The organism is Teredinibacter sp. KSP-S5-2 (assembly GCF_032773895.1).
Classification (GTDB): Bacteria; Pseudomonadota; Gammaproteobacteria; order Pseudomonadales; family Cellvibrionaceae.
Genome location: NZ_CP120416.1, coordinates 1,254,146 through 1,270,184, shown reverse-complemented (window position 1 = coordinate 1,270,184; position 16,039 = coordinate 1,254,146). Strand labels below are relative to the sequence as shown.

The window sequence follows — 16,039 nt, the reverse complement described above, 5'->3', positions numbered from 1 at the left end:
TCTACCATTGTTTCAACGTAAACACAGGCTCTTGGGTTGCACCATTATCACTAATAGCTAACTCAAGATATTCTCCGCTGGGCCCCTTTTCAAAGTTTAGCGATTGAGCGCGCTTATATGCTCGCCCCTGCGGCCCAATGCCAGTAAAGAATACTGTAGCGGTGTGATCACCTTCATTTAGGTTGGTGGTATACAACAACTGAACCCCGCCTCTTGAAAGCGCACTGCGCTGCTTCTCTGAATAGATGTGGGAGGCAACCAATTTGCCGTCGATTTTCAGTTTGATACCTTCCAGAGTAAAAAACTGTACCGCCCTGGAGGAAACAAATACGGAATACTTGGTATTAGAAGGAAAAAGCAGTTTCTCCTCCATCACGCGCAAGTCTTTATTTAACTCAACGATGTCCTTTTTCAGACCCTGAATATTTTTTGAGATTTTTTTAACAGCATGCAAAGCATCTTGAGAAGATGCATCTTCCTGCCCCAAATCAAATTGAATCTTATTATCTTCTGCGACTTGTTCCCAACTTGACTCGCCCGCACCCGGCTCTACAGGTGCAGCCTCCTCTGAGGCGCTTGCCCAAAAGGAGTTACACAAAAGAAAAATGAAAATGCTTGTTACTACTACTCTACGCATTATCTTTGCACCCAAATTCAGGCAGCCATTTCAGGTATAGATGTTTATTACTGTTGTTATTTAAAAATGAACTGCATCACAAACACAAAAAATAGCTACTAATCTCCGCTGTCTTTTATGCAAACATCATCCATATTTGTGAAATGCTTCACTACACTTTAGGTAGAACCCCGAGTTTGTGAGATGCTTCCTGGCATTCAGTCTTGTTCTTATACTGCGTAAAAAACGGTGAGCGGTACCCAAATCGGCTGCCAATAATCCACTCACTCAAATTTTTCACTTAGCCCAAGGCTAGTCTGGTCACCCTTAAGGATTAACACCAGAGACCAAGATGGTACGTACTCATTACATTAACCACAAGTAAGCTGTGGTAAAACGTAGCACCTTAGTACGAGGTAATATAAATAATTAGTACACACTGATACAACATCTTGGCAGGATATACCATAACCAAGTAATTTCATTTCACCTTACTGCAAACTGAATAACATTCATCACGTGAACTCCGTCATTTATTTCGTTATTCCTGTCGGCAAACATCGTAAAACATGACACACTGTTCTGCTCGGTCACTCCTCCCATTATGAGGCGTTTTATTTAGTCTTTTAGGCAAAAATATGGGCTGTTTCACTAAACGAAACAAATAGAGTTTTAGTGGGAGATACAACAGTTTGACCCAAGAAAACGGCGGTTGCAGGTAATGACTGTTTCCACTCCGGCAGCGGCTGTTAGCAATTATTCAACCGTGAGACTTTAACTATGCTGAACTATGGACGAGCGTGCCCATTACTCTTTTTTCTCGCAACTTCCAATCTGGCGATCGCAGGCAGCTCCGCCGAGGTTTTACAGCCCGAAGAGCAGTCATCCACCGTTAAGTCAGCAGCAATAGATACTGAAAAATTTGAGCTGGGGTTATACACCGGGTTACTCTCCGTTGAAGATTTCAGCACTAAATCCGTGTCAGGCATCTCATTCAGCTACCACATTAACTCCAGGTTTCTTGCCCAGGTTCAATATGGCGAATCAGATGCGGGCGAGCCCACAGCAGAAAAAATCAATGAAGGTGTGGTTTTTGTTAAAGACAAAACCTTTAGCTACTACAGCTTGCTAGGTGGTTATAAATTATTCCCAGGTACATCATTCACCAGCAGCAAACGCAAATTTGATTCTGATATCTATTTACTGGCGGGTATAACCAATGTGGATTTTGCGGGTCAAACGGAAACAGGAGTCACCCTAGGCGCGAGCTATAGAATAGTATTAACAGACTGGTTAACGGGAAATCTGGACTTTAAAGATCACATTGTACAGCGCGACTTATACAACACAGGTTCAAAAACCACGCAAAATACAGAATTGTCTTTTGGGTTGAATATTCTCTTCTAACACCTTTCGAATACGTCATCGCCAGCAGAATGTACTGGCGATGAACCATCATCTCTTTAACTAAAACAGAAAGCCGATTCCCGCAGACAATTGGTTGTTATAAACCTTTTCGTCTTCCTCAATAGTAACGGAATCATAAATATAATAGCGATTATCAAAGCGCATAATAAAACGCCGAGCCAATGCCATTTGGTAACCCACACCAAACACATAAGTAAAGCGATTTTCACCACCAAACTCGGTTTCACCAACCCCACCTACCAAATAGACGGAAGAAAGGTTTGCATGCGCTTCCGAGGTAAAAATTTCCCCCTGCAACACGTTGTATCCAAGCAGCACATCGTAGTGAGTAAAAGTGCGATCGTCACCACTATAAAAAGAGCCTTGGCTTTCTTCATATGCAGAATCTGATACATCTGCCTGCATCCAGTTAAACTGCAAGAAATACTTCTCTGATGCGTTAAAGGTTGCATTGATTCCAGCAATGAACTCGCTACCGAAGTCTTCAATGTTAACCACGCCAGCTGTGAAGCCAACATCGAAAAATTCGCTATCAATAGCGGAGGCTGTTGCTTTGTTTTCACCCTCTGCGGCCATGGCCGGGCCTGCCACAAAGGAAAGTAAGATTGCGGTACGCAATACTAAAAGAATGTGTTGAACCCAATTTTCCATGTAGCTAATCTCTCATTATTATCAGTTGACTCTGGATTTTCGTCGGCCTTATCGATAGACACCGAATAAGAACGATACTCCATGCGAACCACAAAGTTACGCCCCAAGTAGTAATTCAGCCCCAAACCATAGTTCGTGTAATCCGAATCATCGATGGCTACAGGAACAACTTCAGGCTGCGAGTTAAAAGACATGACACCACCGCCAAACAAAACCACCGGCGAAAACATCCACTTGGAATAAGGTTCAACCAACAGGTTCGCACCATAGAAGTCGCCGCGAATCTCTGAACCGTAGAACTCGCCATATTCGATTTCGCCAACCAGCCAACTCAGGGGCCGGTAGCCAAACGCAAGACTGAAGGTCTCCGCTCCATCCAATTCACCATCGATAAACTCACCTGCAGTAAACCCGACACGCATTTTACTTTTCAGGTAGTCACCGTATCCCACCTCTGGCAGGTCAGCAGGTTCTCCTGTTGCCTGTAAAGTACGGGAAATCTGCGACGAACTGGTCCAACCGACTTTACCGTTTTCCGCTCGGACTTCATACCAACCCGGACGGCGAGTTAAAACGTCAATTGATTCCCCTTGCTCAATAACGAAAAACACCGGGTACCCCTTACCTGGCCCCGTATGTAATTCAACGTAGGGATCAATTACCTCAAGCTTCATAGTCTCTTCTGAAGCTCCCCCATAGGATGAAATGGTAACCCCCAACAGGAAGCTACATAGAATTTGTATTAGACGCATTCGCACTCCATATTTTTATAATTTGCATGACAAACTCCCCACCTTTAGTTAGATAAACACGAAGTGAGAAAGCTGTTGCGAGCCAGCATTACTAACCGTTCCTTTTAACAGAGAATAATGAACTCGTAAATCAACTGTCACCTAGAGTGTCGGCGATGTCTCAAAAGTAAGTACCCAATAAGCTGTGTTATGACAAGTCTCTCGAATTGCCACTGCTGGCCAAATTATGCCAGTGCAAGCTAATCCTTTGATTGACCCGTATTATCTTAATAAAAAACTCTTCGGACATGCCTTAAACAATAATCAAACACAGAAAATGACTATCATTTAGTCAAAAAGAATAAGCTTATAAGAAAGTGTCCCATGAAGGCTGAGGGCTTGTAGCGGTACTGCCTTTTAGATAGGAGGAAAAAGTCACGTCTACTTCAGCTATTGCTTCGCGAAAGCCTTTCATAAGCACATCGACTTCCGCCTCTTCCTCTTCACGAGCTTTAATCTCAAGAACTTCGGCCAAATGAAATAGTTTATTACACCCCAAATTGCCCGCACTGCCTTTAACGGAATGTGCAAAATCTGCAATATCATTAATATCCGCATCACCAGATGAAGCTCTTTTTAGAAACTCATCTCGTTTGTTTTTTTGTTCCAGATACAGCGTAATCAATCTTTGTACCCGCTCTTCTTTTCCTTTTACCCGGCGGCTTAATACATCCCGATCCCATACGTCAAAAGAAAGCTGTTCTTCCGTATGGTCAATAGCCTCTGGATATTGCACAACATCACCACCACGAATGTAGTTTTCAATTTTTTCTATCAGCATATCGGGGTTAATCGGTTTTGTTACGTAATCGTTCATGCCACTGTTCAAACATTTTTCCCGGTCTCCAATCATGGCATTCGCCGTCAAGGCTATGATTACCGTATTTTTATAGTGATCACCAGCCAATCCCGAACGGATTGCCCTGGATGCCTGATAACCATCCATCTCAGGCATCTGACAATCCATAAGGATTAAATCGTATTCGCACCCATAGGTGGATTGCAGCATGGAAATGGCTTCTGCCCCGTTTGCAGCATTGGCAACCTGAAGACCGATATCATTCAATATATCGTTGGCCACCGCACGGTTTACCGCATTGTCTTCCACAAGTAAAACCCGGGTTTCTTTAGTGAATAGTGGTGTAGTGTGACTGGCTTTGACCTTTCCTCCGACTACATCATGCGAAAGAATCTGATCCCGGTTATGAGCAAGTGGAGCAAAAATATCAAACAGATCCGATTGGGTAACCGGTCTGGAAATAGTTGAGTCAATAGCAAAATCGTTCAAGTTGAGATGGTCTGCACTACCGATACAATCGCAGATAAGAACTCGCTTAGCATCGCCTAATGATTTCTCTTTATCAATCTCCGCAAAGAATTTGTTTTCAGCAAAAGAAAATACAGCCTGGTCAATAAAAATCACATCATAATGGTCTAAAACTGTTCGCAACTTGTTCGATTGAAGATACTGTTCAATTGAACACGCATTAACACTTATTCCCCAAGATTCTATTTGCCGGCGAATAGTATTTCGGCTGGAAACGTGTTGATCAAGAATCAATGCACTAACACTACTGCAATCGATAACCGGTGCTTCAGAAGTAAACCGAGGCTGTTGCAGGTTAATGGTAAACTTAAACGTACTACCACCAGCGGGTATCGAACAGACTATAATATCTCCTTCCATCAACTCGCATAGCTGACTGACAATAGCCAAGCCTAACCCCGTACCACCAAAGTTACGTGTAGTGGAGGTGTCGGCCTGGGAAAACGGGTTAAACAACGAAGAAATTTTATCCGGGTCAATCCCTATTCCACTGTCTATTATCCAGCACTCAAATTTATATTTTTTATCATCATCCAGAGTTAGTTTTGCTTTTATATTAATCTCACCCACGGAAGTAAACTTAATAGCGTTGCTCAGCAGGTTATTCAAAATCTGTCGCACGCGAACGGGGTCACCAATCACAGCATTGCGTTTTACTTCGGATAAATCAACCACAATGCTTATACCTTTCTCGTAAGCAATAGCCGAAAGACTTTTTGCCAACTCACTAATTAACTCCATTAAGCTAAACTCTATGAGTTCCAGCTCCATCCTACCGGCTTCAATTTTGGAAAAATCCAAAATATCGTTAATAATGCCAAGTAAAGAGTTCGCGCTACTGTATGCCAACTCCAACCTTTTAGTTTGCTCAAAGTCAGTAACATTTTTCATTGCAATATTCAGCATACCCAAAACCCCATTCATCGGAGTTCGTATTTCATGGCTCATATTGGCAAGAAATTCACTTTTTGTTTTTGTCGCATTTTCCGCTTGATTTTTTGCTTCAATCAACTGGACATTAGACAGATATCTATCCGTAATATCATAACTTACACCTACAGCACGCTCGGCAATACCATTTTTGGTTATTATTGATGCAATAGTGCGTACATAACGTCGCACCTCTGGAGAAAGAACAATCTCATGCTCACAAACAAATTTTTCTCTTTTCTTCACTGACTCATGTAATTGTTGTTTATACTCCTCTCTTCTTTTCTCAGGTAGATATAACATCCAGTCATCAAAATCTACCACCTGCAGTGATTCATCAGTGGAAAAACTCCGCATATACAAATCATGCATGCGTTTATCCCAAAGCAAAGCATTTGACCTTAAGCTCAATTCCCAAACCCCCATTCCCTCAGCATCCAGAGCCAGCGTCATTCTCTCGTTATATTCTTCGTTATCCTTATTTAAGGATTCGTTCTTTTTAAGAACAAGACGCAATTCTTCTAGCGCCTGTAACATGCGGGATATTTCATCGCTCCCACTCACTGATATATTTTCATTCAGATTCCCCTTCATTATCTGTCGCGTACTAAACGCTAATCGATTTAATCGATTGGTAATTTGTGGAATCACAAAATAGAAAACAAATATGATGATAAAGACCACCATAAAGATCAGAAGAGAAAAAAGTATATTCCGCCTATCATCCAGAACTCGCTTAAAACGATCCAGATCATCGGACACTCGATAATTCGACACCCTCAACAACTCATCCAGAGAAACTCGAACGCTCTCATTCAAACCAGTATTATCTTTTAGAATTGTTGTTAATAATTCGTTATATTCAGCCAGAAATACGGCAGATGAGAAAAATTTTCCGTCTGCCACCACCTGATCCAACAAGGTTTCAGTAAGTGCCGCGAAACTATCCTTTACGCTCTCATTTTCAATGATAGTGAGGATATCAGTAACAGCCCTCACCATCGCCAAACACTCGTGTTTGCGTTTATTGATAAAATCAATAGAATCATTATAGGAATAGCGAGATATTTCCGTATCTATACCTGAAACATATTGTTGCAATCTAACGATCTCGGAATAATCCTTTTCCGACAGAGGAGGAACTCGCATCGTATTCGACACTATCAATTGCTTATATTCCCTTAATGTCGATTCAACTTCTTGCTGATTACGCTTTACCTCTTCAACAGCCCGAACCTTTTCATCAAGAACAATATTCTTTATCTTCCCCACATTTTGTTTTATTTTCTCCATGTCGGACACAAGACTATTCACAACAAAGTTTTCTTCAATGCGGTACAAATCAGAAACCTTCTCCTCCACTAACTCTTCCGATTGAGACAACTCATCAATCCGCGCAGCAAACTTTTCGGGATCATTTATTTCAATTAGAAATTCCGCATCCAGAATCAGCTTATTTATAAGGTAGGCAATGGAACGGGAGATTTTTAAAACAGGCAGGGTTTGATCAATCAGTTTTTTCTGCTCTCTTTGCGCCTGACTTAAACCATCAAGGGAAAAAGCAATCGACAGCAGGGCCAACACAGAAACAAAGGAAATACCAACAAGAAGTTTGCGGGATAAGTTAAAATTAAATGGCGGCCAGGCTAGCATAGTTTAGTCATTATTCCACATTCAATACCAATTAAGCTCTGCTTACAGAACTGGATTAAGGTTATTTAAACTTGCTCTCCCAGATATTCGAATTTCAGCTCTACTTCAACTTCTAATAACGATTACAACTCCATATTGTTCACACAGCTTCTAATTTGAACATCCGATAGATATAACCCTATGTGCTAGGCTATCAAAACCGACTCCATGCAAAAGAGGTCTTGTGTGAACATTAGCAGACGCCACTTTTTAAAGACAAGTGCCATCGGCTCACTCTATCTTTCACCTCTGTTCGCATCAGCAGAAGTTTCACGGGTTCTGAAGAGTGCGATCACCAAGGCACATACCAATAAACACACCACTCTCACAATACTGTATCCTGACGGCAGCCTTCCCAACCTTTTACCCGTAACGAAAGCCTTTTCTCAAATCACTGACATCAATTTTAATTTCATCAAAGCATCCGTCGACGACATAAACACCAAGATATTACTTGAAAGTTTAGGTCACAAACACAGCTTCGACATAGGATTACCCGCTACATTTGGCATTCCTGATCTGGTTGAAGCAAATGCCCTGTTGGACATCAGTGACTACGCAGAACAATACGAGCCTCAACTAGGTTACACGTCTTCGCTTTATGATCTGGGAGATAAATACAAAGGTAAAAAATATGGTTATCAAACAGATGGTGACATCTATCTGATGTTTTATAACAAATCCTTCTTACAGGATAAGATACGAGTTACAGACTACGAACAAACATACGGAAAAAAGCTGGATATCCCCAATACCTGGCAAGAACTCGATCAGCAAATGGCCTTTTTTCACAATAGCGAAAAACAAAAGTATGGCGGCGCAATGTTTCGAATTGCTCGTTATATGGTTTGGGAATGGTGGATTCGTTTTCACGCAAAAAAACAACTTCCATTTAAGGATGATATGACCCCTAACATAAATAACGAACCTGGCATTGAAGCATTAGAAGAATTATTGGCAGCATCCAAATATCAACACCCCTCCGTGGCCGGCAATGGATTAGTGGATAACTGGAAACTGTATTCAGAAGGTAGGTGTTACGCGAATATCGGCTGGGGTGGCACACAGAAATATCTCAATTCATCGGAGTCAAAAATTCGCGGCAATATGCTCTATTCATCCACGCCGGAAGTAGCTTATTTTAACTGGGGATGGAACTATGTAGTTTCCAGTCAAAGCAAATATCCGGAACTGTCTTATTTATTCTGTTTGTTTTCTGTATTACCCAAGCAATCCACATTGGCAGTAATAGAAAATGGTTTCTTTGACCCTTTTAGGAAAGAGCACTATAACAATCCGGAAATACAGCGAATGTATTCAAATGAGTTTCTTAACGTTCACAGGGAAACCATGAAGAAAGCCATTCCAGATCTATACATAGAAGGCCAGGGGCAGTACATGAATGTGCTGCAGAGATCGATAGTAGAGGCTTACAACAAAAATATCAGCGCGAAAGACGCCTTGGCTTACGCAGAATTTACCTGGCAAAAACTAACTAAAAAAATTGGCGAACAAAAACAAGTTGAACAATGGCGACATCTTAAGCAGCAATATCCCAAAGAATTAACCTAGATTTTCAGAGAAAAATGCCGATCTAGAATCATAGGGCATAAGCAATTTTCCAAACATAATTTTCCTGCTTATCATTCCCTATTAGAGGGCATTCTCCAACTGGCTTATCCAGTTTGGTATATTTTACCTTACTCATCACAGACCATCGTTGATTAATCGGGAAAAGCAGATTTACCCCTGCGTATTTATATGATTAAACATATCTTCACTCCCCAACAATTGAGACATGCAGGCTAGAGGGAGCGGCCTACAATCACAGGTATCATAAGCCACGATTCAACACGGTACTTTGCCCGTTACATATAACCCCGAACGATCGTGACATTTGTCTATAGGGAGAAGAGAGAAACTGTGAAACAATAACCCTATGAATTGGATACGACAACAACGTGTAGAATTGTATTTGGCATTTTTGACCTGGTTAGGGGTTATATTGCTGCTTGGCCGAACCTGGATCGCTGGTGATATTCAGTCTTCCATGGGCAATATCGACATGCCAACAATGAACATGCCCAACCTTATTCTATGCGCGCTACTATTGGTTGCCTTTATGGTTGGGTACGTGTTGTCGTACGGGGAATTCAACACCCGACTGCCGCAAAAATTCCGTCTAACGGGCCTGGCCATTTCCTGTTTATCTGTATTCGCATTGTCTCTGCAATTTTATTTTAGCTACGTCGCTATTCTTGCAATTATTGTAGTGTCACAAACTCCGGAATTCTTCCGGCCACGATACGCCTGTGCTATCGCGATAATTATTCCCATTATCGGCGGAATAATTGATAGCCAAATCCACCACTTTCCTCACGTATTCGAAAACGTCCTGCTTTATAGTTTATTTAATTTGTTTGCGTTACTCATATGCACACGATTTTTGGCAGAGCGACAGGCAAAAGAAGAGTCCCGTCAGCTGGTTCGAGAACTAAAAGCAACACAAATGTTATTGAGTTCTGCATCCAAACGTGACGAACGACTGCGCATCGCCCGCGATTTGCATGATGCAATAGGCCATCATCTCACCGCCCTGAGCTTACAACTGGAAGTTGCAAACCACGTAGAGGGAGATACCGCCAAGACACATATTCAACAGGCACGCGCGATCAGTCACCTTTTACTCAGCGATGTGCGCGAAGCCGTATCGGAAATTCGCCAGCAAAAAGATTGGCAACTCTCCGAAGCCCTGCACACGCTCACGCAGGATATTCCCAACCTGGATGTGAATTTAGTTATTGACCACCACCCCACAGACTCTCGACAAACCGAAGTACTGTTTCGTTGCGTACAAGAAGCCCTGACCAACGTTATAAAACACGCTCAAGCAAGCCAGTGCTCCATTTCACTCACCAACAAACAAGGCCCGCTTCTCAACATTTATGACAATGGCAAATCCAACACTGACATTATTCCTGGCAACGGTTTGAAAGGTATGGCAGAGCGAGTGAAAAACCTGGGCGGACAACTGCGCTTCCACAATCATGAACAAGGGTTTGAACTCATAGTACAACTACCTGAAGATGAGACCAGATCATGACAATTAAACTCCTTCTGGTCGACGATCAAAATTTAGTAAGGCAAGGTATATGCAGCCTGTTGCAACTGAACAATCAAATTGATGTAGTGGCACAGGCAGAAGATGGGCAGCAGGCGATACATTATATTGGCAAACATATACCGGATATTATGCTTCTCGATATTCGTATGCCAATAATGAACGGTATTGACGTGTTGGAATATCTGCACAGTAATGACATCCAGCTACCGACTTTAATTTTAACCACTTTTGATGAACATGATTTGGTCATTCGCTGCATGGAACTGGGGGCTAGAGGCTATTTACGCAAGGACGTCAGCCTCGAAAACCTGATGAATGCGATTGATACTGTAGCCGCTGGGGGTCATTGGACTCACCCAGCTGCAGCTACACGAGTTACTCAGCAACTGGAAAATACAAACACACTGCAAGACACTCAGATAGAACCATTAACCCAAGGGGAAATTCAGATATTACGTTTGGTTGCAGCAGGCTATTCGAATAATGAAATTGCCCATGCAATACATAAATCCGTGGGTACAGTACGAAACAGTATGTCGTTTATTCTGGCAAAACTTCAGGTTCGCGATCGGACACGCGCAGTATTGAAAGCGATTGAATATGGATTGATTTAAGCCGCTGGACGTTCACCTAACAACCTAAAATTGGAATGGCTTATTGATATTCGCCCACCTTCCCTGGCATGCGAATCAGTTTCTTAGATAATTAAAGGCTTTCTACGTACAGGAAGTCATAACCCAGCCAAATAAACAGGCTACATAACACCAGGGTAATTAACATTGCCGGCGTGCCTTTTCTGAACCAGATGCCCGGTGTAATGGCCAAACTCGGGTTACCGGTTTCCCTGGCTAAACGCTCGGAAATTGTCACGATGTACACGTTCGCGGTTGAGCCGATATGAGAACCGTTACCGCCCATACCAACGCCCATTGCAAGGGCCCACCACATGACACTCACATTGACACCTTCATTCTGCAACCCGGCTAAAACCGGAATCATCGCTGCAGTAAAAGGAATGTTATCGATAAGCGCGGATGAAATTGCCGCCACCCATAATAAGAGCAGCGCGGCCATCAACGGATGCTCTAAAATCACCGGTTTAAAGAATTCCCCAGCGACTTCAAGCAGACCGGACTTTTCTACACCACCGATAACAATAAACAGCGAAATAAAGAAGATAAGCAAAGGCGTTTCTATATCCCCGGTCACTTCTTCCATTTCAATATGACGACTAACAAACACCAGCAACGTTAAACAAGCCGCGGCAACCAACCAGGGTTCCCAACCAATGTGATGATGAATGACAAACAGAAACACCATCACCGCCATTACAAATAACGATTTATGCCAAAGCTTCTTGTTTTTGTAATCGACAACTTCATCAAACTCGTGCTCAACACGCGCACCCAGTTCCTTGGCAAACAACACCTTCATACCAAATAAAATACCCACCCAGGCTAAAAGAACCGGTGGTCCCATATGAATAAAGAAGGTATTAAAATCGATATTCGCCGCAGAGCCGATCATCATATTCGGCGGGTCACCAACAAGTGTTGCCACACCACCGGTATCCGACAGCAATGCCGCAGCGAGTAAATAAGGTATAGGGGAGACACCCATTTTCTGGCAGATCATAATGATCAACGGGCCGAAAATGATAACCGTGGTAACGTTGTCCAGTAATAAGGAGATAACCGTTACGGCGGTACCCAGTAAAACAATCAGGCGAAATTGCGACCCACCACTCAGCCTTGCCAGATATTGAGCTAAGTGCTCAAAACCACCGGTGCTGATCATGATGGAGACAATCACCATCATAATGGCGAGTAGAAACACCACATTCCAATCAATTGCTTCGAGCGCAAGTTCCGGGGAGTAAAACCCGAGGAACTGGCCAGCTATAATAATCGCACCGGCACCAGCCATAGCGAATTTCGCACGTTCAATACCGTGTAAATGCTCAGTGAATATGCCTATAAATGTAAATAACAGGATGGCACCTGACACGAGCATACTATTGGTTAACTCAACCACACGCTCCTCCGTTAATAATTAAAGTTATGGTTATAGGAAAAAAGAGGTGTAAATAAAGGCAGAATAGACGCCTCAGTCAGGCTTTCTTAACAAACTGAGACTTCAACATCATGTCTCCCATACGATCAACTTTGCAATCGAGGTCATGGTCGCCCTCGACTAACCGCTTGATAACGGCTTTGGAACCGATTTTTAATACGGTCGATGAACCTTTTACTTTTAGATCCTTAATCAATGTAACCTTGTCCCCTGCTTGCAACTGGGTACCGTTTGCATCTTTGATGACCAAGCCATCTTCAACTATAGCCTGTTCAGGATCCCATTCATGACCACATTCAGGGCAAATAATCAGATTCTGGTCCTGATAACCATACTCTGACTGACACTTCGGACAGGGTGGGATGGAGTCGCTCATGAAAAACCTCTTAGTTAGTAGATATAGCAGCGCGAATACTTATTCTCACTCAAAACATGGCCGGAATGAGATTGTAAACAATTAGAACGCGATTATAATGGCATTGTAATATTCTAGAAAGGTTCAATGCTATCAATGATCGCCCTGAAAGAAGCGCATACTGCGGGTTTACTCAAACGTGGCAACTGGGTAAATAATGTAATATCAGGTGTCATCGTTGGCGTTGTTGCACTACCACTGGCAATGGCATTTGCCATCGCATCAGGAGCCAAACCGGAGCAAGGGCTCTACACTGCAATTATTGCCGGTTTCACCGTTTCCATCATTGGCGGAAGCCGTTTACAAATCGCAGGGCCCACTGGCGCTTTTGTTGTAGTACTCTCAGGTATCACCGCGGAACATGGCATTCAGGGGCTGCAAGTTGCCACCTTTATGGCGGGGGTCATTCTACTGCTTTTTGGTCTGGCAAAAATGGGAAAAATGATTAAATTTATTCCCGCTCCGGTCATCCTGGGCTTCACTGCCGGGATCGGCGTCATTATCTGGGTTGGCCAATGGCAGGACTTTTTCGGTTTACCTGCGGTAAGCGGCCAACACTTCCATAGCAAGTTTGTAAAACTAGTGCAGTTGCTACCGCTGCTTCACATTCCAACAACACTGCTGGCATTTACCTCTCTCGCCATTGTTGTCTTCAGTCCACGTATACCTGGCATCAGGAAAATCCCCGGACCACTGGTCGCCTTGGTGTTAATTACTCTGCTGCAATACTTTTTTCAGTTTGACCACGTCAAAACCATTGGTTCTGCATTTGGAGGCATTCCCCAGGCATTGCCATCATTTCAACCACCCGGACTGCATTGGAATGAAATCATTACCTTAATTGGTCCGGCCTTTACCATCGCCATGTTGGGAGCCATTGAATCCCTGTTATCTGCCGTGGTCGCTGACGGTATGACCGGTACACGTCACAACTCCAATCAGGAACTTATCGGGCAGGGCTTAGCCAATATTGCCGCCCCGCTCTTTGGCGGTTTTGCCGCTACAGGTGCAATCGCCAGAACAGCAACCAATATTCGAAACGGCGGTACAAGCCCGGTATCCGGGATTGTTCACTCCATTACCCTACTCGCAACGCTACTGTTGTTGGCTCCGTTAGCAGCACACATCCCCCTTGCGGTTCTTTCAGCTATTCTATTTGTCGTTGCCTGGAATATGAGTGAGGCAAAACACTTTGTAAAAATGATCCGGCGCGCGCCCAAGGCAGACGTTGCCATTTTGTTGATTACATTTTTTCTCACTATTTTTGCTGACCTGGTTATTGCAGTAAATATTGGCGTTATTCTGGCTACGCTACATTTTCTAAATAGAATGGCAACCAACGTTGAAGTCCGGCAGGCAACCGTACAAGAGCTCTCTCAGGAGTTTTCCCATAAGGGTGTTGTTGAACTTCCATCTGATGTACTGGTTTTTACCGTGGAAGGGCCGTTTTTCTTCGGTGCCGTAGAAAATTTTGAACGTGCTTTGGCCGGCACACACACAGACCCGAAATATCTGATCATCCGACTGAAGTGGGTGCCCTTTATCGATATCACCGGGCTGCAAACCTTAGAAGAAGTTATTCAGGAACTGCAAAAACGTCACGTCACAGTGATGCTTTCCGGGGCAAATCGTCGAGTTAACCGGAAATTGAAAAAAGCCGGCATTACTGATCTGATAGGAAATGAAAATAACTTCGAAACATTCGAAGATGCGTATTGCTCAGCTCTGTCTCAGTCTCAGACTGATGCCCTGGCGAGCTCACAAGTATCACCCGATCACACGAGCGCCATACTGACAAAGGTGCTCGCACAAAGCAAAGAGAACTTCCTTAATACAGAGAGTAAACAGAATAGCGAAGAAAAGTAATTACTTAACCTGGGGATTGGTAATGGTGTCACTGGTGTAACTTACACCGTGTTTTTCCAAATACTCGCGAATCAGTTGCCTTGTCACTTGGGAAGGCGTGAGGTCCTGAGCCGCACAAAGCTCTTCAAAAGCTTTTTTCTTTCGCGGATCAAGAAGAACAGTAAAGCGGGCTGTTTTCGATTCCATATTCTAAACCATCTAATCAATTATAATTTGATTGTAATACATGAAGGTAGATGAGCAAAGCTTTTAGGTCACAAACTACCACCTGCTGTATATAAACTGCCCGCGAATCATGTTTATTCCGGTTTTCCTGCTTCTATCTCAAAGCCGAAAACAAAATACGACAAGAAATGAATTGAAGCAAGGCCATGCCCCCGAGAAAAGGGTAGCAGTAAGGGGAACCGAAAAGAGCTGTGGTATATGACTGAGGCACAGTAAATGCTGCAGCACACAATGAACAACCAAAAAACGTAAGCCGGCTATAACTCACTCACCGGCAAACAGTTTTCGGAAAATTAGATTGGATAAAAAGGAAAAACAGCGGTTACGTATTCTTTTCCAGAATATGTGTTTCAAACCCATCAATACTCGTTTGATTTTTCTTGGCCCAGTATTTCTTGATGCCTTCTTCGCCCTGCTTTTCGGCCCATTCATTTAATAGTTCGCGCTCACCAACATAATCAAAATACGGCACAGACATACCGCATGATGTCTGCACCATATCAACCTGCATATCGAAAATTTGGCGGGCACCGGGAATCGGATTAAATTGTGAATACAGCTCTTCCCACTCTGGATCATTCTGATGAACAGCCCTGGCTTGGCCGTAAAGCCGCATAATAACCGGGTTACCCTCGTATGCATTAAACATAATGGTCATACGAGGATTAACCTGAACATGGGCGGCAGTTTCATTACCACTGCCGGTAACATTCAACCAAATAACCCGGTTCTCATTAATAACGCGAAAACTATCCATGCCTTTGGGCGACACATTCACTCGTCCATCATCCGCAGCGGTACCAACAAAAAAGATTTTTTGCTGTTCAATAAACGCTTTATGCTTTTCTTTAATTGCCGGAAACTGCTGGCCCATGAAATATGTCCTGAACGTTAATGATTG

The 16,039-nt window shown here is 43.2% G+C and carries 13 protein-coding genes; 5 read left to right on the top strand and 8 right to left on the bottom strand.

The genetic code is table 11. From position 1 onward, the window contains the following. Position 1: 1 nt before the first annotated feature. Entirely contained in the window at positions 2-637 is a 636-nt protein-coding gene (locus tag P5V12_RS05980) for an AraC family transcriptional regulator (RefSeq protein ID WP_316956433.1), read from the bottom strand. Positions 638-1,396: 759 nt separating this feature from the next. On the opposite strand from P5V12_RS05980, the gene P5V12_RS05975 reads away from it, so the two are divergent. Then, positions 1,397-2,023, top strand: a complete 627-nt coding sequence (locus P5V12_RS05975) for an outer membrane beta-barrel domain-containing protein (RefSeq protein ID WP_316956432.1) — start codon at positions 1,397-1,399, stop codon at positions 2,021-2,023. 60 nt (positions 2,024-2,083) lie between these two features. On the opposite strand, the gene P5V12_RS05970 is transcribed toward P5V12_RS05975, so the two are convergent. From P5V12_RS05970 to P5V12_RS05960, 3 genes are all read right to left on the bottom strand, one after another. Next, a complete protein-coding gene (locus P5V12_RS05970; protein ID WP_316956431.1) occupies positions 2,084-2,695 on the bottom strand; it encodes an outer membrane beta-barrel domain-containing protein in 612 nt (203 codons plus the stop codon). Then, positions 2,665-3,447 carry an SH3 domain-containing protein gene (locus P5V12_RS05965; RefSeq protein WP_316956430.1) on the bottom strand — a complete coding sequence of 261 codons (783 nt, stop codon included), beginning with the start codon at positions 3,445-3,447 and terminating at the stop codon, positions 2,665-2,667. Before P5V12_RS05965 ends, P5V12_RS05970 begins: the two co-directional genes overlap by 31 nt. 346 nt (positions 3,448-3,793) lie before the next feature. Further along, positions 3,794-7,396: a response regulator gene (locus P5V12_RS05960; protein WP_316956429.1), complete on the bottom strand. Its 3,603-nt coding sequence runs from the start codon at positions 7,394-7,396 to the stop codon at positions 3,794-3,796. Positions 7,397-7,621: 225 nt separating this feature from the next. Between P5V12_RS05960 and P5V12_RS05955 the strand changes: the two genes are divergently transcribed. The 3 genes from P5V12_RS05955 (at position 7,622) to P5V12_RS05945 (ending at position 11,173) form a co-directional block, all read left to right on the top strand. Beyond that, a complete protein-coding gene (locus P5V12_RS05955; RefSeq protein WP_316956428.1) occupies positions 7,622-9,007 on the top strand; it encodes an ABC transporter substrate-binding protein in 1,386 nt (461 codons plus the stop codon). A gap of 367 nt (positions 9,008-9,374) precedes the next feature. Then, the gene (locus tag P5V12_RS05950; RefSeq protein ID WP_316956427.1) at positions 9,375-10,538 is read left to right on the top strand and encodes a sensor histidine kinase; all 1,164 of its coding nucleotides are present in this window, start codon (positions 9,375-9,377) and stop codon (positions 10,536-10,538) included. After that, positions 10,535-11,173 carry a response regulator transcription factor gene (locus P5V12_RS05945; protein ID WP_316956426.1) on the top strand — a complete coding sequence of 213 codons (639 nt, stop codon included), beginning with the start codon at positions 10,535-10,537 and terminating at the stop codon, positions 11,171-11,173. Before P5V12_RS05950 ends, P5V12_RS05945 begins: the two co-directional genes overlap by 4 nt. A gap of 91 nt (positions 11,174-11,264) precedes the next feature. Here the strand turns inward: P5V12_RS05945 and P5V12_RS05940 are convergent, their stop codons facing one another. Together P5V12_RS05940 and P5V12_RS05935 are read right to left on the bottom strand one after the other, a co-directional pair. Continuing rightward, complete coding sequence (locus P5V12_RS05940; RefSeq protein WP_316956425.1) at positions 11,265-12,593, bottom strand: SLC13 family permease; 1,329 nt, start codon at positions 12,591-12,593, stop codon at positions 11,265-11,267. A 76-nt stretch (positions 12,594-12,669) separates the two neighbouring features. Next, the gene (locus P5V12_RS05935; RefSeq protein ID WP_316956424.1) at positions 12,670-13,008 is read right to left on the bottom strand and encodes a zinc ribbon domain-containing protein YjdM; all 339 of its coding nucleotides are present in this window, start codon (positions 13,006-13,008) and stop codon (positions 12,670-12,672) included. Positions 13,009-13,134: 126 nt separating this feature from the next. Between P5V12_RS05935 and P5V12_RS05930 the strand changes: the two genes are divergently transcribed. After that, positions 13,135-14,913: a SulP family inorganic anion transporter gene (locus P5V12_RS05930; RefSeq protein WP_316956423.1), complete on the top strand. Its 1,779-nt coding sequence runs from the start codon at positions 13,135-13,137 to the stop codon at positions 14,911-14,913. On the opposite strand, the gene P5V12_RS05925 is transcribed toward P5V12_RS05930, so the two are convergent. Both P5V12_RS05925 and P5V12_RS05920 read right to left on the bottom strand, forming a co-directional pair. Continuing rightward, positions 14,914-15,099, bottom strand: coding sequence for a hypothetical protein (locus tag P5V12_RS05925; RefSeq protein ID WP_316956422.1), 186 nt, complete (start codon positions 15,097-15,099; stop codon positions 14,914-14,916). A gap of 361 nt (positions 15,100-15,460) precedes the next feature. Then, positions 15,461-16,012, bottom strand: coding sequence for a pyridoxamine 5'-phosphate oxidase family protein (locus tag P5V12_RS05920; protein ID WP_316956421.1), 552 nt, complete (start codon positions 16,010-16,012; stop codon positions 15,461-15,463). Between the last annotated feature and the right edge of the window lie 27 nt (positions 16,013-16,039).